The sequence below is a fragment of the Cryptosporangium japonicum genome (genome assembly GCF_039524755.1).
Taxonomy (GTDB): domain Bacteria; phylum Actinomycetota; class Actinomycetes; order Mycobacteriales; family Cryptosporangiaceae; genus Cryptosporangium; species Cryptosporangium japonicum.
This window is the reverse complement of sequence record NZ_BAAAGX010000028.1, coordinates 248,273-269,307: the sequence shown is the minus strand read 5'-3', so window position 1 is coordinate 269,307 and position 21,035 is coordinate 248,273. Positions and strand designations below refer to the sequence as shown.

The 21,035-nt window shown below is 71.9% G+C and carries 20 protein-coding genes and 1 pseudogene; 12 read left to right on the top strand and 9 right to left on the bottom strand.

Features of this window, described 5'->3' with window-relative positions:
* The 3 genes and pseudogenes from ABD437_RS32790 to ABD437_RS32780 form a co-directional block, all read right to left on the bottom strand.
* Positions 1-662, bottom strand: a pseudogene (locus ABD437_RS32790) (TIGR03564 family F420-dependent LLM class oxidoreductase); the annotation flags it as partial.
* A 15-nt stretch (positions 663-677) separates the two neighbouring features.
* Positions 678-2,330, bottom strand: coding sequence for an AMP-binding protein (locus tag ABD437_RS32785; protein ID WP_344652827.1), 1,653 nt, complete (start codon positions 2,328-2,330; stop codon positions 678-680).
* Complete coding sequence (locus tag ABD437_RS32780) at positions 2,327-3,280, bottom strand: cyclase family protein (RefSeq protein ID WP_344652826.1); 954 nt, start codon at positions 3,278-3,280, stop codon at positions 2,327-2,329. The genes ABD437_RS32785 and ABD437_RS32780 overlap by 4 nt, the downstream gene beginning before the upstream one ends.
* Before the next feature lie 170 nt (positions 3,281-3,450).
* On the opposite strand from ABD437_RS32780, the gene ABD437_RS32775 reads away from it, so the two are divergent.
* Positions 3,451-4,392: a sulfite exporter TauE/SafE family protein gene (locus ABD437_RS32775; RefSeq protein WP_344652825.1), complete on the top strand. Its 942-nt coding sequence runs from the start codon at positions 3,451-3,453 to the stop codon at positions 4,390-4,392.
* A 472-nt stretch (positions 4,393-4,864) separates the two neighbouring features.
* On the opposite strand, the gene ABD437_RS32770 is transcribed toward ABD437_RS32775, so the two are convergent.
* From ABD437_RS32770 to ABD437_RS32760, 3 genes are read right to left on the bottom strand one after another with little or no spacing between them, the layout of a single operon-like run.
* A complete protein-coding gene (locus ABD437_RS32770) occupies positions 4,865-5,209 on the bottom strand; it encodes a class I SAM-dependent methyltransferase (protein WP_344652824.1) in 345 nt (114 codons plus the stop codon).
* A 16-nt stretch (positions 5,210-5,225) separates the two neighbouring features.
* On the bottom strand, positions 5,226-6,485 hold the full coding sequence (locus ABD437_RS32765; protein WP_344652823.1) for an LLM class flavin-dependent oxidoreductase: 1,260 nt from the start codon (positions 6,483-6,485) through the stop codon (positions 5,226-5,228).
* On the bottom strand, positions 6,482-7,417 hold the full coding sequence (locus ABD437_RS32760) for an LLM class flavin-dependent oxidoreductase (RefSeq protein WP_344652822.1): 936 nt from the start codon (positions 7,415-7,417) through the stop codon (positions 6,482-6,484). Before ABD437_RS32760 ends, ABD437_RS32765 begins: the two co-directional genes overlap by 4 nt.
* Before the next feature lie 65 nt (positions 7,418-7,482).
* Here ABD437_RS32760 and ABD437_RS32755 point away from each other — a divergent pair, with 65 nt between their 5' ends.
* From ABD437_RS32755 to ABD437_RS32740, 4 genes are read left to right on the top strand one after another with little or no spacing between them, the layout of a single operon-like run.
* Entirely contained in the window at positions 7,483-8,502 is a 1,020-nt protein-coding gene (locus tag ABD437_RS32755) for a methionine ABC transporter ATP-binding protein (RefSeq protein ID WP_344652821.1), read from the top strand.
* Positions 8,499-9,155: a methionine ABC transporter permease gene (locus ABD437_RS32750; protein WP_344652820.1), complete on the top strand. Its 657-nt coding sequence runs from the start codon at positions 8,499-8,501 to the stop codon at positions 9,153-9,155. The genes ABD437_RS32755 and ABD437_RS32750 overlap by 4 nt, the downstream gene beginning before the upstream one ends.
* Before the next feature lie 10 nt (positions 9,156-9,165).
* Entirely contained in the window at positions 9,166-9,969 is an 804-nt protein-coding gene (locus ABD437_RS32745) for a MetQ/NlpA family ABC transporter substrate-binding protein (RefSeq protein ID WP_344652819.1), read from the top strand.
* A 1-nt stretch (position 9,970) separates the two neighbouring features.
* On the top strand, positions 9,971-11,284 hold the full coding sequence (locus ABD437_RS32740; RefSeq protein ID WP_344652818.1) for an MFS transporter: 1,314 nt from the start codon (positions 9,971-9,973) through the stop codon (positions 11,282-11,284).
* On the opposite strand, the gene ABD437_RS32735 is transcribed toward ABD437_RS32740, so the two are convergent.
* Positions 11,260-11,640, bottom strand: a complete 381-nt coding sequence (locus ABD437_RS32735) for a winged helix-turn-helix transcriptional regulator (protein WP_344652922.1) — start codon at positions 11,638-11,640, stop codon at positions 11,260-11,262. The genes ABD437_RS32740 and ABD437_RS32735 overlap by 25 nt on opposite strands.
* An 86-nt stretch (positions 11,641-11,726) precedes the next feature.
* Here ABD437_RS32735 and ABD437_RS32730 point away from each other — a divergent pair, with 86 nt between their 5' ends.
* Both ABD437_RS32730 and ABD437_RS32725 read left to right on the top strand, forming a co-directional pair.
* On the top strand, positions 11,727-12,374 hold the full coding sequence (locus ABD437_RS32730) for an NAD(P)-dependent oxidoreductase (RefSeq protein ID WP_344652817.1): 648 nt from the start codon (positions 11,727-11,729) through the stop codon (positions 12,372-12,374).
* A 62-nt stretch (positions 12,375-12,436) separates the two neighbouring features.
* Positions 12,437-13,081 (top strand): NAD(P)-dependent oxidoreductase, encoded by a 645-nt coding sequence (locus ABD437_RS32725; RefSeq protein ID WP_344652816.1) that lies wholly within the window; start codon positions 12,437-12,439, stop codon positions 13,079-13,081.
* On the opposite strand, the gene ABD437_RS32720 is transcribed toward ABD437_RS32725, so the two are convergent.
* Complete coding sequence (locus ABD437_RS32720) at positions 13,078-13,797, bottom strand: GntR family transcriptional regulator (protein ID WP_344652815.1); 720 nt, start codon at positions 13,795-13,797, stop codon at positions 13,078-13,080. The two genes, ABD437_RS32725 and ABD437_RS32720, sit on opposite strands and share 4 nt — an antisense overlap.
* A gap of 148 nt (positions 13,798-13,945) precedes the next feature.
* On the opposite strand from ABD437_RS32720, the gene ABD437_RS32715 reads away from it, so the two are divergent.
* From ABD437_RS32715 to ABD437_RS32695, 5 genes are read left to right on the top strand one after another with little or no spacing between them, the layout of a single operon-like run.
* A complete protein-coding gene (locus ABD437_RS32715) occupies positions 13,946-14,962 on the top strand; it encodes a BMP family ABC transporter substrate-binding protein (protein ID WP_344652814.1) in 1,017 nt (338 codons plus the stop codon).
* Positions 14,959-16,665, top strand: coding sequence for an ABC transporter ATP-binding protein (locus tag ABD437_RS32710; protein WP_344652813.1), 1,707 nt, complete (start codon positions 14,959-14,961; stop codon positions 16,663-16,665). The genes ABD437_RS32715 and ABD437_RS32710 overlap by 4 nt, the downstream gene beginning before the upstream one ends.
* Complete coding sequence (locus ABD437_RS32705; protein WP_344652812.1) at positions 16,646-17,731, top strand: ABC transporter permease; 1,086 nt, start codon at positions 16,646-16,648, stop codon at positions 17,729-17,731. Before ABD437_RS32710 ends, ABD437_RS32705 begins: the two co-directional genes overlap by 20 nt.
* Positions 17,728-18,684: an ABC transporter permease gene (locus ABD437_RS32700; RefSeq protein ID WP_344652811.1), complete on the top strand. Its 957-nt coding sequence runs from the start codon at positions 17,728-17,730 to the stop codon at positions 18,682-18,684. The genes ABD437_RS32705 and ABD437_RS32700 overlap by 4 nt, the downstream gene beginning before the upstream one ends.
* The gene (locus ABD437_RS32695) at positions 18,681-19,667 is read left to right on the top strand and encodes a nucleoside hydrolase (protein WP_344652810.1); all 987 of its coding nucleotides are present in this window, start codon (positions 18,681-18,683) and stop codon (positions 19,665-19,667) included. Before ABD437_RS32700 ends, ABD437_RS32695 begins: the two co-directional genes overlap by 4 nt.
* Here the strand turns inward: ABD437_RS32695 and ABD437_RS32690 are convergent.
* Positions 19,653-20,951 carry a M20/M25/M40 family metallo-hydrolase gene (locus ABD437_RS32690; RefSeq protein WP_344652809.1) on the bottom strand — a complete coding sequence of 433 codons (1,299 nt, stop codon included), beginning with the start codon at positions 20,949-20,951 and terminating at the stop codon, positions 19,653-19,655. The two genes, ABD437_RS32695 and ABD437_RS32690, sit on opposite strands and share 15 nt — an antisense overlap.
* Positions 20,952-21,035 lie beyond the last annotated feature (84 nt).

Here is a 21,035-nt window from a genome sequence, read left to right as displayed (position 1 = left end):
GCCACCGGCAGGCTCAGACCGAAGTGGTCGGGTTCGATCTCGCGCCCGGCCCGCTCGGCGGCCGCGGTGATCGTCGGGACGATCTCCTCGGCCAGCGTGCGCGGACCGGCCAGGTACGGGAGCGTGCCGTCGGCCAGCTCACCGGTGACCCGCAGCGCCTGCGGGCCCATCGCGGCGACGTAGATGGGCGGTGGCGTGGCGCCGGCCAGCCTGATCGCCCGCACGGGGTTCGCGGTGATCAACTCGCCCCGGAAGTCGGCGTCGCCGGTCTCCAGGAGGGTCCGCAGGGCGGTCAGGAACTCGCGGAGCACCGCGATCGGGCGGTCGAACGGGGTCCCGAACGTCTGCTCGGTCAACGTCTTCGTGCCGAGCGCGAGGCCGAGCCGGAACCGCCCGCCGGTCGCGGCCTGCGCCGCCTGCACCTGGGTGGCGACCAGCACCGGGTGCCGTCCGAAGATCGGGATCGCCGAGGTGCCGACCTCGACCTCGGGCAGCTCCCGCGCCACCACGGTGGCCAGCGTCGTCGCGTCGTAGTCGAAGCGCTGGGCGAACCAGAGTGAGCGCAGGCCGGCGTCGCGCGCCCGGCGGGCGTGCCCCAGCACGGCGTCCACGTAGTTGTGGATCGAGGGGTCGAAGTCGGCAACCGCGATACCGATGCTCATACAAGCATCGTATTCCTATCGGGAAGATCGGAGTTCGCGGCGGAGGATTTTTCCGGTGGTGGTCTTCGGCAGGTCGTCGACCAGCTCGACGGTGCGGGGGTACTTGTAGGCGGCCATGTTCGCCCGGCAGTACTCGACGAGCTCCTCGGGCGTGGCCGAGGAGCCGGGCCGCAGGGACACGAACGCCTTGACGGTCTCGCCGCGGTACTCGTCGGGTACGCCGACCACCGCGGCCTCGCGCACCGCCGGGTGCGTGTAGAGCACGTCCTCGACCTCGCGCGGCCAGACCTTGTACCCGGCCGCGTTGATCATGTCCTTCTTGCGGTCGACCAGGTAGAACCAGCCGTCGGAGTCCATGAAGCCGACGTCGCCGGTACGCAGCTCCCCGCCCGGGATCGACTCGGCGGTGGCGTCGGGCTTGTTCCAGTACCCGGGCACCACCTGGGGCCCGCGGATCGCGAACTCCCCGACCTCACCGACCGGCACCTCCTCGCCGTCCTCGCCCAGCACACGCACGTCGGTGTTGAACACCGGCACCCCGATCGAGAGCGCGCCGGACGTGGGGTCGACCGGCGCGCTCGCGCCGTAGGGCACGCCGTGCGACGGCGAGTTCGTCTCGGTGAGCCCGTAGATGTTGTGGATGTTCAGGCCGGTCGCGGCGGCGATCCGGTTCCGCACGGCCGGTGCGATCGGCGCGCCGCCCGAGTACGCGATCGTCAGCGACGCGAAGTCGTCGGCGGTGGCGTCCGGCTGGTCGGCGAGGCTGATGAACACGGTGATTGCCGCGACCGTGAACGTCGGCCGGTGCTCGCGGATCGCGTCCAGCACCACACCGGGGTGGAACCGGTGGGCGAGGATCAGCGGCGCCGGCAGCAGCAGCGCGACGCCGACGTGCCCGACCAGGCCGGTGATGTGGAACAGCGGGGCCACACCGAGGATCCGGTCGTCCGGCGTCAGCGCCATCCAGTCGCGGTACGTCTGCGCGTTGAACGCGAGGTTGCGGTGCGTGTTCAACGCGCCCTTCGGGACGCCGGTGGTGCCCGAGGTGTACGTGAGGATCGCGACGTCGTCGGGGGAGGGCGCGACCGGCGGCGGCGTGCGCCCGTCGTACTGCTCGATCAGCGTCTCCAGGTCGCTCGCGTCCTCGATCACCGGCTTGGTGACGTGGGCGAACAGCCGTGGGTCGATGCGGTGCTGCCGGTCGAGCGCCGAGGCGGTGATCACGATGCGGACGTCCGTGCCGCCGGACGCGACGACCGCGCGCCCGACGTCGGCGTACAGGTCGTCGAGGCAGAGCAGCGCGGACGCCCCCGAGTCGGCGAGCAGGTACGTCAGCTCGCGGTGCTTGTTCATCGGGTTGATCGCGACCGCGATGCCGCCGGCCTTCCACGCCGCCACCAGGCCGATTACGAACGCGGGGTTGTTCTGCAGGTAGAGCGCGATCCGGTCGCCCGCGGCGAAGCCCCGGTCCAGCAGCGCCGAGGCCAGCGCGTCCGACGCACGGTCCAGCTCGGCCAGCGTCAGGACACCGTCGAAGTACCGGATCACCTCGGTGGACGGCGCCCGGGCCACCGAGGCGTTGAACAGGTCGAGCATCGTCTCGTGGTCGGGGGTCAGCTCGGCGGGGCGGCCCTCGCCGTAGTGGGCGAGCCACGGTTTCGCGCTCATTTGATGGCGACGGGATTCACCGGCGAACCGCTCGCCCGCGCGACCTTCAGCGGGGCGGCGACGTAGAGGAAGGTGTACTGCTTGTCTTCCGCGCAGCTCGCCGCGAGCTTCTCCAGATCGCAGATCTCGGTGAGCGTCACGCCCAGATCACGCATCAGCGCGCAGTGCAGGGGGAGCGCGACGCCGGACACCGGGTCGATCGTGACCTCGTTCGCGATCGTGTCGGTGACCAGGTTCGGGATCTCCTTGTCCTGGAACCACTGCACGAGTTCGGGCGAGTAGGTCAGGCCGGGTTCGCAGAAGCCCTCGTAGAACGCCGGGCCCTGCTCGAAGAACAGCCGCAGGAAGTTCGTCCGGATCACGAGGATGTCGTGCGGCTCGATCGTGTGGCCCTGGCTCTTCGCGCACTCCTCGAGGTCGACGTGGGTGAACGTCTCGGCCTTGTCGAGGTTCTCCTTGCCGCGGAAGCGGGCCAGGTCGAGCAGCACACCCCGGCCGACGACGCCGCGCTCGGCGATCGGCTGCACGCTGGCCTTGTCGAGCCCGCCGACCGTGGTGCGTGCGTCGTAGCCGTTCCAGATCTTGCCGCCGTACCAGACGTGCCCGAGCGCGTCGTACTGCGTGGAGCCCTGCAGGAACGCGTCGATCTTGTCGTCGGCGTAGTGGAGCCCGCCGGGAAACCGGGGTGCGTTCTCGCTGTCCCAGGTCGATTCGTCGAGCACCTGGGTGCGGGTGGCCGGGGTGCGGCCGGGCCAGACCGGATCGCCCTTCGGGTCGCCGATCAGGCGCTGGAGCGTGAAGACGGTGCCGGAGCGGATGTGAGCGGCGCCACGGAGCACTTCCGCGGCGGTGAGGTGGTTGAGCGCGCCGACTTCGTCGTCGTCACCCCACCGGCCCCAGTTGGACGGCGTGTCGCGGAGTAATTCGGTCATCTCGGGAGCGTCGGTCATCAGGCACCCTCCGGTCTCGACAGTGAAACCGTGCTGACCGTCACATGCTGAACGCGGTGTGTCAACGAGTCACGCCATCCACACCGTGGGACCGACGCTTGACGATGCCGAGTAGGGCACGGAGACTTGCTCGAACCTATGTGCCCGATAGGGATACAACGGAGGCGTCCGTGCGGAAACTGCTCCTGCTGGCTCTCGTCGGCCTCGGTGCTCAACTCGTCGACGGCAGCCTGGGCATGGCCTACGGCGTCACGTCGACGACGCTCCTGCTGGCCATCGGCACGAACGCCGCGGCGGCCTCGGCCACCGTGCACCTCGCCGAGGTCGGCACCACGCTGGTCTCCGGGTTCTCGCACTGGCGGTTCGGCAACGTCGACTGGCCGGTGGTGCTGAAGATCGGGGTGCCGGGCGCGTTCGGCGCGTTCGCCGGGGCCACGTTCCTCTCCAGCCTCGACACCGCGACCGCCGCGCCGGTCATGGCGATCATCCTGCTGGTGCTCGGGCTCTACGTGCTCGGCCGGTTCACGCTGTTCGGCCTCCGCAAGGACCGGCTCGGGCTGCCGCTGCGCAAGCGGTTCCTCGCGCCGCTCGGCATCTTCGCCGGCTTCATCGACGCCACCGGCGGTGGCGGTTGGGGTCCGGTGGGCACGCCGGCGATCCTGGCCAGCGGCCGGCTGCAGCCCCGCAAGGTGGTCGGCTCGATCGACACCAGCGAGTTCCTGATCTCGATCGCCGCGAGCATCGGTTTCTTCGTCGGCATCGGCTCGGAGAACATCGACTTCGGGTGGGTCGCGGCGCTGCTCATCGGCGGGGTGATCGCGGCACCGATCGCCGCCTGGCTGGTGCGCCACGTCCCGCCGCGTGTGCTGGGCTCGCTGGTCGGCGGCATCATCGTGCTGACGAACACCCGCTCGCTGCTCAAGAGCGACTGGATCGACGCACCCGACGGCGTGCGTTACGGCTTCTACGCGGTGATCTACCTGGTGTGGGCGGCGGCGATCGCCTGGTCGTTCAAGCAGTACTACGCGGACAAGGCCCAGGAATCGGTGGACGCGGCCACCGCGGCCGAAGAGGACGCGGCCAAGGAACCCACGACGCCGGTTCCGGCCTGACCCCTTTCCGCAGTTCACGGGCCCGCCGCCGGGCGGAGGTGGCCGACGGTCCGGCGCCGGACAAGGAACGCCCGGGCGTCATCACCGCGGCCATCACGCTGGTGACGACGCTTGCCGTCGGCGTGATCGGCGTCAGGGGTGCGCTGCGGGTGAGGGACGGGCACAGGGTGGTCACCGAGGAGTCCGGCGATCGCGGCGCTCGAGCCAAGCGTGGTGGTGGACTCGCGTGGGCGCCCGAGTCGGGCGCGGCGGCCGAGCCGGGCGGTAGCCCGCATCGGGACGGGCAGCAGGCGCCCTGGCCTTCGGCACGGTCCACGCGGAACCGTCCTCCGCCGCGGGGAGGCTCGGCGCCGCCGGAAGCGGTTCCGGGTGTCGCACACCACCGCTGCCCGCGGGACGCGCCGCTACCGGCGGCTCGGTGGCCTGCACCCGGCCACCGCGTCCTCACCCGCTACCGCCTGCCGCGGCTGACCTAGCCGGGCTTCTGCCAGGTCGAGATGTGTTTGGTGCTCTCCTGGGTGAACGGTGCGCGGTGCCAATCGCTCCAGCGGGCCTCGAGGTGGAGGCCGGCCAGCTGGGCCATCAGATCGAACTCGGCCGGCGAGAGCTCGATGCCGGCCACCTCGACGCCCCGCGCGGCTAGCGGCACCGCGATCCGGCCGGTGCCCACCGCGAACTCCAGCGCGCGACCGCCGCCGGCCAGTTCGGCGAGCACGTCGACGGTGGCCGCGACCACCGCGGGGGAGAACTCCGCGCTGTCGGGGTCGTCGTCGTAGGCCGCGGCGACGCTCTCGCCGACATAGCCGTCCTGGCCCACGGCGGGGACGGTGACGCTAGGCGTCCGGCAGGTCGAGGTGATTTCGGAGCGTCGTGCCCTCGTACTCGGTGCGGTAGACGCCCCGGTCCTGGAGCGCGGGCACGAGTTTGTCGACGACGTCGTCGATCGAACCGGGGATGCGCTGCGGTAGCAGGTTGAAGCCGTCGACGACCCGGTCGCGGACGAACCGCGCCCACTCGTCGGCCACCTGACCGGGTGTGCCGACGAACCCCTCGTGCCGGGGCGTGACCTCGGCGACCAGGTCGCGGATCGAGTACCCGCGGTCGGCGGCGAGCTGCTGCCACTCCGCGATGCGCTTCAGCTTGCCGGTGCGCCACGCGATCGGCAGCGTGCCGCGGGACGGGTCGAGTTCACCGTCGGTCGGTTCGATGTCCGGCAGCGGGCCGTCGGGGTCGTATCCGGAGAGGTCCTTACCCCAGAACTGTTCCAGGAACGCGATCGCACGCGGTCCGGTGGTCTGCTCGCGGCGGATCCAGGCGGCGCGCTCGGCGGCGTCGGCCGGGGTGTCGCCGAGCACCACGTACGTGCCCGGCAGGATGCGCACCTCGTCCGGGCCGCGGCCGTAGCCGGCCAGGCGGGCCCGGAGGTCCTCGGCGTACGCGCGGGCACCCTCGTAGTCGCTGTGGGTGGAGAACACGACGTCGGCGTGGCGTGCGGCCAGGTCGCGGCCGCCGGGGGAGTCACCGGCCTGGAACAGCACCGGGCGGGCCCGGAAGCCCAGCTGCGCGTCGAGCCGGACGAGGTCGGTGTCGCGGTGCACCGGGCCGCCGGCCCAGAGCTCCTTCGCGGCGTCGACGAACTGCGCGGCGCGTTCGTAGCGACGCTCGTGCGGGAGCCAGCCGCCGTGCCGGAAGTTCTCCCCGGTCCAGGCGTTGTCGGTCGTGACGATGTTCCAGCCGGCCCGGCCGCGCGAGACCAGGTCGAGGCTCGCGAGGCGGCGGGCCAGGTCGGCCGGGTAGTTGTAGGTGGCGTTCTGGGTGGCGACCAGCCCGATCCGCTCGGTGACCCCGGCCAGCGCGGCGAGCTGGGTGATCGCGTCCGGGCGGCCGGCGACGTCGAGGTCGTAGACGCGGCCGCGGTTCTCCCGGACCCGCAGCCCCTCGCCGAGGAAGAACGCGTCGAAGAGACCGCGCTCGAGGGCCTTGGCCACGTGCACGAACGTGCCGATGTGGACGTGGTCGGCCGCCTCGGGGTCGGTCCAGAGGGTCTGCGGGCCGACGCCGGTGTAGAAGAGGCCGAGGTGCAGGCGGGTCACGGTGTTCCTTCCCCAGCGACGGTGGTGAACCGGTTGGCCGGGCGCGGCAGCCCGAGAACGTCGCGCAGCGTGCGGGCCGGCCCGGGCCGCCCGCCGAACGCGTCCGCGAGGAGCGGGAGGTCGATCGTCAGGTCGGCCGGGTGCAGGACGACTCCGTCCACGGTGCCCGCCAGCCCGGCCAGGAGCTCACGCAGCCCCGCGGTGGTGCCGACGTGCCGCAGGCGGTCCGTCGAAGCCCGGGTGTCCGTCCGGGTGCCGGTCTCGTCGATCAGCACGTCGACGTCGGCGAACACGAGCGGCGCCCCGTCCGCTCTGGCGGCCGCGGCGCGCCCGGCGACCTCGGGACCGACCAGGGCCACGTCCAACCGGGCGGTGACGTCGAGCGTGTCCGAGCCGAGCACCACCACCTGGCCCTGCGGCGGGCGGGGCGTGATCAACGGCCCGACCACGGAGAACGTGTCGCCGGTGAAGTTGACGTGGTGCACGCGGTCGGCGTCGAGGAACCGGCCGGTCGCGACGTCGCGGATCACCGCGTCGTCCTCCCAGGAATCCCAGAGCGCCCGGGCGACCTCGACCACGTCGGACACCTCCCGGCGCAGAGCCTGCGGGCCGAGCGGTGAACGCCCGATCGTCGCCAGCGCGGACGCCGAGTTCGGCGCCCCCACCACCCACGCCGCCCGCCCGAGCGTCGCGTGGTCGAGCGACGCCAGCTGCGTCGCCAGGTGGAACGGCTCGGTGGTGGTGGTGTGCAGCGTCGGGGCGAGCCCGATCCGGCTCGTGCGCAACGCCAGGTAGGACGCCAGCACACCGGCCTCGACGCCCGCGTCGTCGAACGTCACGAACGCGAACCCGGCGTCCTCCGCGATCCGGACCGCGCGCTCCACCGCGTCGACGTCCGGCGAACCATCGATTCCCACGGCCAGGTGCGTCATGCCTCCAGGTTATCAATCTAAACCCGATATGACAGGTAGGGTTTTCGTAGTTAAGCTCCGCTCTCGTGATTCGGATCGAAGGCCTACGCAAGACCTACCGGTCGGCGAAACGGAACGTCGTCGCGGTCGACGGTGTGGACCTCACCGTCGCGGAAGGAGAGATCTACGGGGTCATCGGTACCAGCGGCGCGGGCAAGAGCACGTTGCTGCGCTGCGTCAACCTGCTGGAGCGGCCCGACGCCGGCACGATCACCGTCGACGGCACGGAGCTGACGTCGTTACCGGGCGGCGAGCTCCGCCGGGCCCGGCACGGCATCGGCATGATCCACCAGCACTTCGCGCTGCTCTCGTCACGCACCGCCGCCGGCAACGTGGCGCTCCCGCTCGAGGTCACCGGCGTGGGCCGGGCCGAGCGGGCGGAGCGGGTCGCCGAGCTGCTCGACCTGGTCGGTCTCGGCGACCGGGGCGGCGCGTACCCCGCGCAGCTCTCCGGCGGCCAGAAACAGCGCGTCGGGATCGCGCGTGCGCTCGCCGGGCGTCCGAAAGTGCTGTTGTCGGACGAGGCGACCTCGGCGTTGGACGCGGACACCACCGGCTCGATCCTGAGCCTGCTGCAGGACCTCAACCGGCGCCTGGGCCTGACGATCCTGCTGATCACCCACGAGATGGGCGTGGTGAAGCAGGCGTGCCACTCGGCCGCGGTGATGCGGGCGGGGCGGTTCGTCGAGGCGGGCCCGGTCGCGGACCTGCTCGCGACACCCGGCAGCGAGCTCACCCGCGGGCTGTTCCCGCTCGGGCCGGTGCCGGACGTGCCCGGCAGCACGGTCGTGGACGTCACGGTCAGCGGTTCGCACGCCGACGACGCTCTGCTCGCCGACCTCGTCCGCACCTTCGACGTCGACGTCCGCATCCTCAGCGGCGCGGTCGAGCAACTGGCCGCGGTCCGCGCGGGTCGGCTGCGGCTCGCCATTCCGGGCCCGGATGCGGGACCGGTGATCGACCACCTGCGTCAGCGCGGCGTGCTCGCCGAGATCGCCGGCAGCAGCCCGGCCACGACCGACGCCCGGGAAGGGGTGGAGCCGTGACCTGGTCGGAGCTCAGTGAGATTCTCGGGGTGGGGCTGCGGGAGACCGCCTACATGGTGGGCGTCTCCACGCTGCTCACCGCGGTCGGCGGGCTGCTCGTCGGGGTGCTGCTCGTGCTCACCGACCGCGGTGGTCTGCTGGCCGTCCCGCCGGTCAACGCGGTGCTCGGGCTGGTCGTCAACGTCGGCCGGTCGCTGCCGTTCATCATCCTGCTGGTCGCGGTCATCCCGTTCACCCGCGCGATCGTGGGCACCACGATCGGCACGTCCGCGGCGATCGTGCCGCTGACGATCGGCGCGATCCCGTTCTTCGCCCGCATCGTCGAAGCCGCGATCCGCGAGGTGCCGCCGGACGTCGTGGCGGCCGCGGTGGCGATGGGCGCCACCCGCCGCCAGATCATCGCGAAAGTGCTGCTTCGCGAGGCCCGGCCGGGCCTGGTCGCGGGCCTCACGATCACGGTCATCGCGCTGGTCGGCTACTCGGCGATGGCCGGTGTGGTCGGCGGCGGCGGCCTCGGTGACCTCGCGATCCGCTACGGCTACCAGCGCTTCGAGACCGAGGTCATGATCGCCACGGTCGTGGTGCTGGTGGTTTTTGTCCAACTCATCCAGATGCTCGGCGATCTGATCGTTCGCCGCCTCTCCCACCGATAAGGAAGCCCCCATGCGTCGGCTGTTGGCCGCCCTCACCGTCCTCCTCGCGCTCGCCGCCTGCGGCGGGAACGACTCCGGGTCGTCGTCCGACGGAGCGCTCAAGGTCGGGGTCAGCCCCGTCCCGCACGGCGAGATCCTGACGTACATCAAGGACAACCTGGCCGAGAAGGAGGGCCTGGACCTCGAGATCGTCGAGTTCAACGACTACGTCCAGCCCAACGTCGCGCTGCAGGACAAGCAGCTCGACGCGAACTACTTCCAGCACAAGCCCTACCTGGCCGAAGAGGTGAAGGCCAAGGGCTACAAGTTCACCGCGCTCGAGCCGGTGCACATCGAGCCGCTGGGCCTGTACTCGAAGAAGGTCAAGGACCTCGCGGCCGTCCCCGAGGGTGGTGTCGTCGCGATCCCGAACGACCCGTCGAACTCCGGCCGGGCGCTCAACCTGCTCGCCGCGAACAACCTGATCACGCTGAAGGACGGCGTCGGGGTCAACGCGACCGAGCGGGACATCGCGTCGAACCCGAAGAAGCTGACGTTCAAGGCGCTGGAGGCCGCGCAGCTGCCCCGGAGCCTCGACGACACCGCGCTCTCGGTGATCAACGGCAACTACGCGATCGAGACCGACCTCAACCCGGCGAAGGACGCGCTCGCGCTGGAGAGCGGCACCGACAACCCGTACGCGAACCTGCTGGTCGTGCGCACCGGAGACGAGAAGGACGAGCGCATCGCGAAGCTGGAGAAGCTGCTGCACTCGCCCGAGGTGAAGAAGTTCATCGAGGACAAGTACTCGGGCTCCGTGCTCGCGGCGTTCTGAGGTGTCCGAAGCCCGTCGCCGGTGGACCCTACGGCTCTGCCTGGCGGCGGGCTTCACCACGTTGATCGACCAGTCGGTGCTCACCGTGGCGATCCCGTCGTTGCGGTCCTCGTTGGACGCCGGGCCGCACGCGATGCAGTGGGTGCTGGCCGGGTACTCGTTCGCGTTCGGCCTGGCGTTGGTGCCGGGAGGCCGGCTGGGTGACGCCCACGGCCGGCGCCGCTACTTCCTCGCCGGGCTGGCGCTGTTCACGGTGACGTCGGTGGTGGCCGGCACGGCCACGGACGCGTGGGTCGTCGCGGGCGCACGACTCGTCCAGGGGCTCGGCGCCGGGCTGGTCAACCCGCAGGTCCTCGGGCTGATCCAGGACGAGTTCCGTGGTTCGCAGCGGGCGCGGGCGCTCGGGGCCTACGCGACGGTCGGCGGGGTGGCCGCGACGATCGGCCCGGTGCTGGGCGGCGTGCTGCTCGCTCTCGCCGGGCCGGACTGGGGCTGGCGGCTGATCGTGCTGATCAACGTCCCGTTCGGAGTGGCGACGTTCGTGCTGGCCGCGCGGTACCTGCCGCGGTCTCCGGTGCGCCGCCGGACGGCGCTGGACACCCCGGGGCTCGCGCTGCTCGGTGCGGTGACGCTGTGCGTGCTGCTGTCGGTGACCTCCGGCGCGGTGTGGGCGCTCGGCGGCGTCGCCCTGGGTGTCGTGCTGGTGGGGTGGGAACGGCGGGCCGCCTCGCCGGTGCTGCATCCGGCGCTGGTGCGCTCGCGGGGGTTCGTGGCCGGCACGCTCGTCGCCGCGTTCAACTTCGGCTCGGTGCTCGCGCTGGGCCTGCTGGTCGTCGTCTACCTGCAGGAAGCGCTGGGGAAGTCGCCGCTCGCCGCGGCGCTCACCGCGCTGCCGAGCGCGGTGGCGTTCGGGCTCACGTCGCTGGTGAGCTGGCGGGTGCTCGCCCGGTTCGGGCCGCGGATGCTGCGGTGGGCGACCGCGCTCGGGGTGGTCGGTGCGCTGGCGACGCTGGCCTGCGCGCTCTGGGTGCCGCACGCGTCCGCGTTCGCGGCGACCCAGCTGATGTTCGGGATCGCGGGCGGTCTGGTCGTGTCGCCGAACCAGGCGCTGACGCTGCGCCACGCCCCCGCCGAGCTGGCCGGGCTCGCGGCGGGGTTCCTGCAGGTGGCCCAGCGGATCTCGGCCGCGGTGAGCCTCGCGGTGGTGAGCGGGCTGTCGATCGTGCCCGGTGTGCTCTTCTGCGTCGCGCTGCTCACCGGCTCACTGTTGGCCGCGTTCGCCGTGCGCGATCAGGAACTCGCGGCGTCGTCGTAGGCCGCCTGGGCGGTGGAGATGGCGTCGACGTGCTCGATCGACCACTCACGCAGCGCACGCAGCGGTTCCAGCAGCGTGCGCCCGGTGTCGGTGAGCCCGTACTCGACCCGGACCGGCACCTCGGGGTGGACCGTGCGCCGCACCAGCCCGTCCCGTTCGAGGCTGCGCAGCGTCTGCGTCAGCATCTTCTGCGAGATGCGCTCGATCCGCCGACGCAGCTCGGAGAAGCGGGCGTCCCCGTCGCCGAGCACGCCGACGACCAGGACGGTCCAGCGGTCGCCGATGCGGTCGAGGATGCGCCGGGTGGGGCAGTCGGCGTGATAGGGATCACCGTCGATCACCCCATCTACCTGCATGGTTTCCACGAAGTGCCTTCTTCCCGCCGGAGACCTGGTCTCTTACGGTAACCACGTCGACCGGATCTGCGGAAGAAGGGCTCGTCATGTCTCGCATCGTCGTCATCGGGGGTACCGGCTACGCCGGGTCGGCCATCGTCGCGGAGGCCGCCGGGCGCGGCCACGACGTCACCGCGTTCAGCCGCTCGGCCCCCACCGAGCCCGTCACCGGCGTCACCTACGTCCAAGGCGACGCCACCGACGAGTCCGCCCTCGCCGCGGTCGTCGCCGACGCCGACGTCGTGGTCTCCACGCTCGCGCCACGCGGTCCGCTGACCGACTCGTTCCGCGACGTCAACCGCACCGTCGCGCGCCTGGCCGACGCGGCGGGGGCCCGGCTGTTCGTCGTCGGCGGCTTCTCGTCGCTGCGCCCGGAGCCCGGTGCGCCGCGCTTCGTCGAGGACCTCACCCACGTACCGGCCGAGATCCACGCCGAGGTGCTCGCCGGCGCCGCGCTGATCATCGAGGACCTCCCCGCGACTCCGGACAGTCTCAGCTGGGTGTTCGTGAGCCCGGCCCGGATGTTCGGCTCGTTCGCGCCCGGCGAGCGCTCGGGTGACTACCGGGTCGGTGACGACGTCTCGGTCGCGCCGTCGGACGGCGGCGCGATCTCCGGCGCGGACTACGCGATCGGGTTCGTCGACCTCATCGAGAAGGGCGACCACCACCGCGCCCACGTCAACCTGGCGAACTGAAGCGGCAATACTTGCCACGGAGACGGGCCCCGCGCTGGGCTGGACACCGAGGGGGAACTGACATGGCGCGCATCACGATCTTCGGCGGAACCGGTTACGCCGGGGGCCATATCGCGGCCGAGGCGGCGCGACGGGGACACAACGTCGTCTCGATCACCCGCACGCCGCCGGACTCACCGCAGGAGGGCGTCGCCTACGAGACCGGCTCGCTGCACGACCCCGCGGTCGTCGAGAAGGCGGCCGCGGACTCCGACGTCATCGTGATCGCCACCCACGGCTTCGACCCGTCCGGCCCCGGCCTCATCGACGCGCTGCCGGCGCTGTCCGCGGCGGCGATCGCCGGCGGCGCGCGGCTGGGCGTCGTCGGCGGCGCCGGCAGTTCGCTGGTGGCCGAGGGCGGGCCGCGGCTGGTCGACACGCCGGACTTCCACGAGGACTGGAAGCCCGAGGCGCTCGCCCACGCCGACGTCCTCGCCGCGCTCCGGGAGTCCGACCCGGCGCTGAACTGGTTCTACGTCAGCCCGGCGGCGTTGTTCGGCGCCTACGCGCCGGGCGAGGCGACGGGTTCCTACCGCACGGGTGGCGACGTCCTGGTCACCAAGGAGGACGGCACCTCCGAGATCTCGGGTGCCGACCTGGCGCTGGCCTTCGTCGACGAGATCGAGAACCGGATCAACGAGAACCGGCGCTTCACCGTGGGCCACTAACTGCGCACGAGAAGGAACTCGAAGCCTTCGTCGAGGAAGTAGATGCGTGAGTGCGAGAGCGGCCGTCCACCCGGTAGGTACTGCACCTGATCGAGCAGCAGGTACAGCCCGTCCGGGTGGCGCCCGGCGCCCCAGCCGACCGACGGCTCGAGCACCGCACGCACCCGTGCCACCGCCCGGTCGGGCAGCGCGTTGACCTTCGCGTACTGCTCGAACAGCGAGCCGGTGACCTCGGCGTCGGCCGGTATCGCGTCGGCGGCGACGACCGAGTAGTCGAACGCCACCGTCCGCCCGTCCGAGGTGATCTCCCGTTCGATCTCGAACACCTCGGAGACCGCGCTGCGTTCGAGCAACTCCGCCTCGGACGGCGTGACGACCCGGCGCCGGCGCAGCCGGTAGGACGCGCCCGGCCGGTGGCCCTGCTGCGCGATCAGATCGTGCAACGACCGGAGCTCCTGCAGACCGGCCCGGATCGACGAGTTGTACCGGGTGACGAACGTGCCCGAACCGTGACGGGTCTCCACCAGCCCGGCCCGCTGCAGCGCGAGCAGCGACGCACGCATCGTGTGCCGGCTGACCGCGTACTCCGCGGCGAGTTCGGCCTCGCTCGGCAGCTGGTCGCCGGTGGACCATTCGACCCCGATGCGTTCGCGTAACGACGCCGTGATCACGTCGGGGAGTGCGGTTGGTCGCACCGGACGCCTGGTGATGGTCACACTCCTGCCAACGATAACCGTACGGGCGTTAGCCTAGCGATCCGAGGAAGTTGTTCAATCACTGATCAACTCCGTATGCTGCCGGGAGCATACCCCACACTGCTGGTAGGAGAACTCAGGAATGCGGTTACGTCGTCACGCCAAGTTATTGGCCCTCACCCTGGGCGCGGCCGTCGTGGCGGTCGCCGCTACCGGGTGCAGCGCCGAGTCCAGCTCGAGCAGCGCGTCCGGTGACAAGAAGTCGATCGTCGTCATCACCCCGAACCCGGTCGGCGTCGACGCGTTCCTGAAGCTCTCCGTCGACGGCTCCAAGGCCGCCGCGAAGACCGCGAACGCCGACGTCAAGGTGTACGAGAGCACCGACCCGACGAGCATCTCGCAGAACCTGCAGGCCGCGATCGACGCGAAGCCGAACCTGATCGTCGCGATCGGCTTCAACTTCGACGACCTGATGAAGACCGCGCCGGTCGACAACCCCGACCAGCAGTTCCTCCAGGTCGACTCGTGCCCGGAGAACCCGGCGAAGAACCTCACCTGCGCCCGGTTCAAGGAGTACGAGGCGGTGTACCTGGCCGGTGTCGAGGCCGGGCTGCTCACCAAGAAGAACGCGCTCGGCGCGGTCGCCGCGCTCGACTCGCCGTTCATCCACCGCTGGACCGACCCGTTCGGCGAGGGCGCGAAGTCGGTGAACCCGAAGTCGACGTTCACCCCGCTCTTCGTCGGGGGCAACAACCCGTTCAGCGACCCGGCGCGCGCGAACGCCCAGGCCGAGACGCTGGCCCAGAAGGGCGTCGACTACGTGATGGCGGCCTCCTCCGGCGGTAACACCGGGGTCTTCCAGGCGGCCAAGGCCGGTGGCTTCTACGCGTTCGGTGTCGACGTCAACGAGTGCGGCAAGGAGCCGGGCGTCGTCGTCGACAACGCGATCAAGCGTGTCGACGTCGCGATCCAGAACGCGGTCAAGGCGATCTTCGACGGCAAGCCCGGCGGTGTCACCGAGTACGGCCTCAAGGAGGACGGCGTCGGCCTGACCGGCCTGGAGGCCGACGTGGCGAGCTCCGGCTGCGTCATCGCGCAGCACACGGACGTGCTCGCCAAGGTCAAGGAAGTCCGCGACCGGATCGTCTCCGGCGAGCTCGTGATCAAGGACCCCGCGGCCGCATGAGTGACGCTCGTGTGCGCCTCGCCGGGATCACCAAGCGGTTCGGTCCCGTCGTCGCCAATGATGACGTCGGCCTCGAGCTGCGCGCCGGCGAGGTGCACGCGATCGTCGGCGAGAACGGCGCCGGCAAGTCGACGCTGATGTCCGTGCTGTACGGCAGCGTGCGGCCCGACGACGGGCAGATCCTGGCCCGCGGCCGGGGCGTCACGTTCGGCTCCCCGAAGGACGCCATCGCCGCCGGTATCGGCATGGTCCACCAGCACTTCCAGCTGTTCGAGAGCCTGTCGGTCACCGACAACGTGATCTACGGCGCCGAACCCACGCGGCGGGGGCTCCTCGACCGGCGCGCCGCACGTGCCCGGGTGGCGACGCTGGTCGAGGAGTACGGGTCGACGCTCGACCCGGCCGCCACCGTCGCGTCGCTGCCGATGGGGCTGCGCCAGCAGGTCGAGATCATGAAGGCCCTCTACCGCGGCGCCGACGTGCTGATCCTCGACGAGCCGACCGCGGTGCTCACCCCGGCCGAGACCGCGCTGCTGTTCACGTCGGTGCGCCGGTTGGCCGAGCGGGGCACCGCGATCGCGCTCGTCACCCACAAGCTCGACGAGGTCATGCAGGTCAGCGACCGGGTCACGGTGTTGCGCCGCGGCGCGGTCGTGGCGTCGCTCGCCACCGCGGCGACCACGCCGGGGAAACTCGCGCACCTGATGACCGGCCGGGACATCGAGGCGGCGACGAACGACGCGCCGCACGAGCCCGGTGCGGCCGTGCTCGAGGTGACCGACCTGCGTGCGTCGCCGGTCCACGTCGACCGGCTGACCGTGCGAGCCGGGGAGATCGTCGGGATCGCCGGCGTCGCCGGCAACGGCCAGAGCGAGCTGGTGCAGGCCGTGGTCGGGCTCCGGTCCGCGTCCGGAACGGTCCGGATCGCCTCGGCCGACGTCAGCCGCGCGGACGTCCGGCGCCGGCGGGCGGCCGGGCTGGCCTACGTCCCCGAGGACCGGGGTGCGGTCGGGTCGGCCCGCGCGCTGAGCATCACCGAGAACCTGGCCGTCGGGCACTTCCGGACGGGGTGGCTGAAACCGGCCCGCCTGCGTGAGTTCGCGGCCGACCTCATGCGCAAGCACGACGTGCGTGGCGCCGGTCCGGACGCCACCGTGTCGTCCCTCTCCGGCGGGAACGCGCAGAAGGTCGTGCTGGCGCGGGAGCTGGAGCACCGGGCGCCGCTGCTGGTGGCCGAGAACCCGACGCAGGGCGTCGACATCGGCGCGATCGAGTACATCCACCGTGAGCTGCTGGACTACCGGGCCGCCGGGCACGGCGTCCTGCTGGTCTCCAACGAGCTGAGCGAGCTGATCGCGCTGGCCGACCGCGTGCACGTGATGGTCGACGGCCGGTTCGTCGCCGCGTTCGACCGCGCCGACCTCTCCGAACAGCGCCTCGGCGAGGCGATGACCAACGCCGCCGAGGACGCGGTCACCACCGCGCTGAAGCCACCGGACGACCCACCGGCGCCACCGGTCCGGCCCACCGCGGCGGGCACCGGCGACGCGGGCACGGACTCCGCGGCGGGCACCGGCGACGCGGGCACGGACTCCGCGGCGGGCACCGGCGACGCGGGCACGGGCGCCGCGGCGGCCGCGCCCGGTGCGGCCCACGATTCTGCGACCACGGAAGGGCGGCCCGATGGCGACGCTCGCGCCTGAGCGGCGGACGACGGCGGAGGCCGCCAAGGGCGTGGCCCGGCGGGCCGTGACCGGTGCCGCGCTGCCCGCGCTCGTGGCCAGCTTCGCCGTGGGCGCGATCGTGCTGCTCAGCGCGGGCACCAACCCGCTCACCGGGTACGAGGCGCTGTTCCGGGGCATCCTGCTCGACACCAACCTGCCCTACCTCGCGGCGGCGTTCGCGCCGATCCTGGGCATGGCGGTGAGCTTCGCGATCCCGCTGCGCATGGGCGAGTTCAACCTCGGCGGTGACGGGCAGCTGGTCCTCGGCGGCATCACCGCCGCCGCGGTGGCGATCGCGATCCCGGACGCGGGCCTGGCCGGCTACGCGCTCGCCGCGCTGGCCGGCGCCGCCGCCGCCGCGCTCTGGGCGTACCTGGCGGTGCCGCTGGCCCGTTTCGGCCGCGTCCCGGTCATCATCTCGACGCTGCTGCTCGGCTTCCCGGCCGTGAGCTTCGCCTCCTACCTGGCCCGCTACCCGCTCACCGACAAGGGCACCGGCATCCCGCAGACCCCGCGCCTGCCCGACGCCATGCACCTGCCGTCGCTGCCCGCGAGCGCCTACGTCAACCTCGGCCTGGTCGTCGCGGTGCTGATCCTGGTCGCGTACTGGATCGTCGACGCCCGTACGGCGACCGGGCTGGACCTGCGCACGCTCGGCGCGAACCTGCGTTTCGGCGAGTACGTCGGCATCAACCTGAACCGCCGCACCAGCGGTGCGCTGGCCGCCAGCGGCGCGATCGCCGGGCTCACCGGCGCGCTGATCGTCGCCGGTCCGCCGTACCGGTTCATCGACGGCGCGCTCGTCGCCCCCGGCTACACGTTTACCGGCGTCACCGTGGCGCTGATCGCGTCCGGCCGCCCGGCCGGGCTGCTCGCCGGCGCGATGCTCTTCACCGCGCTGCAGGTCGGCGGCACCGGCATGGAACGTGACGTCGGCATCCCCCGTCAGCTGACCGCGATCATCCAGGCGAGCGTCGTCATCACGTTCGTGCTGATCGTCGCGGTGCAGGCCTACCGGGCGAAGACAAGGGCGGGGGCCCGGTGAACGTCTTCACGCTCGGTTTTGTCGCCGCGGTCCTGATCGCGCTCGCGCCGGTGCTGCTGGCCGCGCTCGGTGGCGCCCTCTGCGCCCGGGTCGGCGTGTTCAACATCGGCCTCGAAGGTCAGATGCTGCTCGGCTGCTTCACCGCGGTCGCGGTCAGCGCGAAGACCGGGAGCGCGCTGCTCGGCGTCGCCGCCGCGGTGGTCGCGGGGGTGCTCACCGCGGTGATCCTGGCCGTCGGGTCGATCCGGCTGCGTGCCGACCCGATCGTGCTCGCGATCGGCACGAACCTGCTGGCCGTCGGCCTCACCGGCTTCCTGCTGCGCTCGCTGCTCGGCACCAGCGGCACGTACAGCAGCCCCGACCTGTCCGGCCTCGGCCGGCTCGGCGACACCTGGATCGGCCGCGTCCCGGTGCTCGGTGACGTCTTCGCGAGCAGTAGCTGGGTGGTCGTGCTCAGCCTCCTGCTGGTTCCGGCGCTCGCGTTCTTCCTGGCGCGACACCCGGCGGGGCTGCGCCTGCGTGGCATCGGCGAGAACCCCGACGCCGCCCGTAGCCTCGGCGTCAACGTGAACGGATATCAGCAGGCCGCGGTGCTCGTCGCGGGTGGGCTCTGCGGCCTGGCCGGCGCGCAGCTCGCGCTCGGCAACGTGCAGCTGTTCAGCGAGCAGATGACCGCGGGCCGGGGCTGGGTCGCGGTCGTCGCCGTGATGCTCGGCCGCGGGCGGCCCGGGCTCGTGCTGGCGGCCAGCGTCGTGTTCGGCGCGGCCGAGGCGTTCGGTTTCCGGCTGCAGGGCCTCGGCCTCCCGCAGCAGGCCACCGACGCCGCGCCCTACGTGATCACGCTGATCGCGCTGATCGCGACGTCCGCACGCTGGCGACGACGCCCCGCGGCCGAACCGCTGCCCGAACCCACCGCCGGCTCGGCGGTCGAACCCACTGGAGGAGCCCGATGACGTCCCGCCGCGCCGTGGTCGTCGACACCGACACCGGTATCGACGACGCGCTCACGCTGGTGTACCTGGCCGCGGTCGGTGGCGTCGACCTGGTCGCGATCACCGCCACCCACGGCAACTGCTCGACCGCGGACTCGGCGATCAACGTCGGCCACGTGCTGGGGCTGTGCGGCGTCGAGGGAGTGCCGATCCACCTCGGCCGGCCCGGCCCGATCTCCGGCAAGGAGCCCCGCTACTCCCACCACGTGCACGGCTACGACGGCCTCGGTGACCTGGGCATCGAGCGTCTCGAGAGCACCCACGCGGAGGAGTCGGCCGCCGACGCGCTGGTGCGGATCGGGCAGGAGCGGCCGGGTGAGGTCGACCTGCTGGTGCTCGGCGCGATGACCAACCTCGCCGACGCGATCGCGATCGATCCGCTCGTGCTCACCCGCTACCGGTCGATCGTGGTGATGGGCGGCTCCGGGCCGTACCAGCCCGCCGGCACGATCCTCGAGGTCGACGCGAACGTGGACGCCGACCCGCAGGCCGCCGCGGTGGTGTACGCCGCCGAGCGCAGCGAGATCGTGATGGTCGGCGTCAACGTGACGACCCCGGCGATCCTCGACGAGAAGTTCATGGCGGCGCTCGACGCGCAGCCGGGCCCCGTGACGTCGTTCTGCTCCGCGATCCTCGGCTACTACCTGGACTTCTACCAGGAGAAGTGGGGCCGCCGGATCTGCTCGGCGCACGACCCGCTCGCCGCCGGGATCCTGCTGCACCCGGAGTGGGCCACCCGCACGGCCGACGGCCCGGTCAACGTGCGCGACGACGGCTACGCGGTCCGCGCCCGCCTGATGCGCACCGCCGAGCTGGAGCTCCCGGCCTTCCCGCTCGTCGACGCCCCGGACACCAAGGTCGTCCTCGACGTCGACCAGGCCGCGTTCCTGGCCGAGTTCACCGACGTCCTGGCCAACGCCGACGCCCGCCTAGGCCTCGGCTAGGAACGTTTCCAGCACGCGGACGCCGAACTCCAGGGCGTCGACGGGCACGCGCTCGTCGACGCCGTGGAACAGCGCCGAGAAGTCCAGGTCGGGCGGCAAGCGCAGCGGGGTGAACCCGAACGTGCGGATGCCGAGCCGCTGGAACGCCTTCGCGTCGGTGGCGGCGGGCAGCAGGTACGGCAGCAGCCGGGCGCCGGGGTCCTCGGCGAGGATCGCGCTGCTCATGGCGTCGACCAGTGGCCCTTCGTAGGGCGTTTCCCAGGCCGGGAGGTGACGCCAGGTCGCCTCGATGCCCGGCCCCAGCACCTCGACGATCTCGCGTTCGAACGCCTCGCGGCGGCCGGGCAGCACCCGGCAGTCGACCTCGGCGCGCGCGACCGACGGCACCACGTTGGACTTCACCCCGGCGGAGAACATCGTGACGTTCGCGGTGTCCCGGATCGTCGCGCCGATCAGCCGGGCGAGCGGTCCGAGGCGCCCGAGGACCGCGTCCGGATCGTCGGACGTACCCAGCATCGACGCGGCGCCGCGCAGGAACGCGCGGACGGGGTCGGTGAGCACCACCGGGAACCGGTGCCGGTCGAGCCGGGCCACCGCGTCGGCGAGCCGGGCCACCGGGTTGTCCTCGTGCAGCATCGAGCCGTGCGCGGCGCGGCCGTGCGCGGCCAGGCTGAGCGCGAACGACGTCTTCTCGGCGACCTGGACGAGGTAGGCCCGCTGGTCGCCGAACGTCACCGAGTAGCCGCCGACCTCACCGATCGCCTCGGTGACGCCCTCGAAGAGGTCACGGCGGTGCTCGACGAGCCACTGCGAACCGACCCGGCCACCGGCCTCCTCGTCGGCGAGGAACGCGAAGACGAGGTCGCGCCGGGGCACCGTGCCGTCGCGGCGGAACTGGCGCGCGACCGCGAGCGCCATCGCGACCATGCCCTTCATGTCGACCGCGCCGCGCCCCCACAGGTACCCGTCGCGCACCTCGCCGGAGAACGGGTGGATCGACCACTCGGCGGGGTCGGCCGGCACGACGTCGAGGTGGCCGTGGACCAGCAGGGCGCCCGCGTCCGGATCCGCGCCGGCGAGACGGACCACGACGTTGCCCCGGCCGGGGGCGCCGGACTCGACGTAGACCGGGTCGTAGCCGGCGTCGGTGAGCTGCTCGGCGACGAACTCGGCCGCGGCGCGCTCGGTGCCGGGCGCGTCGGGGTCGCCGAGGTTCGTGGTGTCGATCCGGATCAGCGCGCTCGCCAGCGCCACCACCTCGTCGACAGCGCGGGATCCGGTCATCTTCACGAACCTACGCGACCGCGGAAGCCCCGGTCGTAAAACCTAGCGGATTAGTAGGATTACGTGGGAGTGCCGACACCTCGG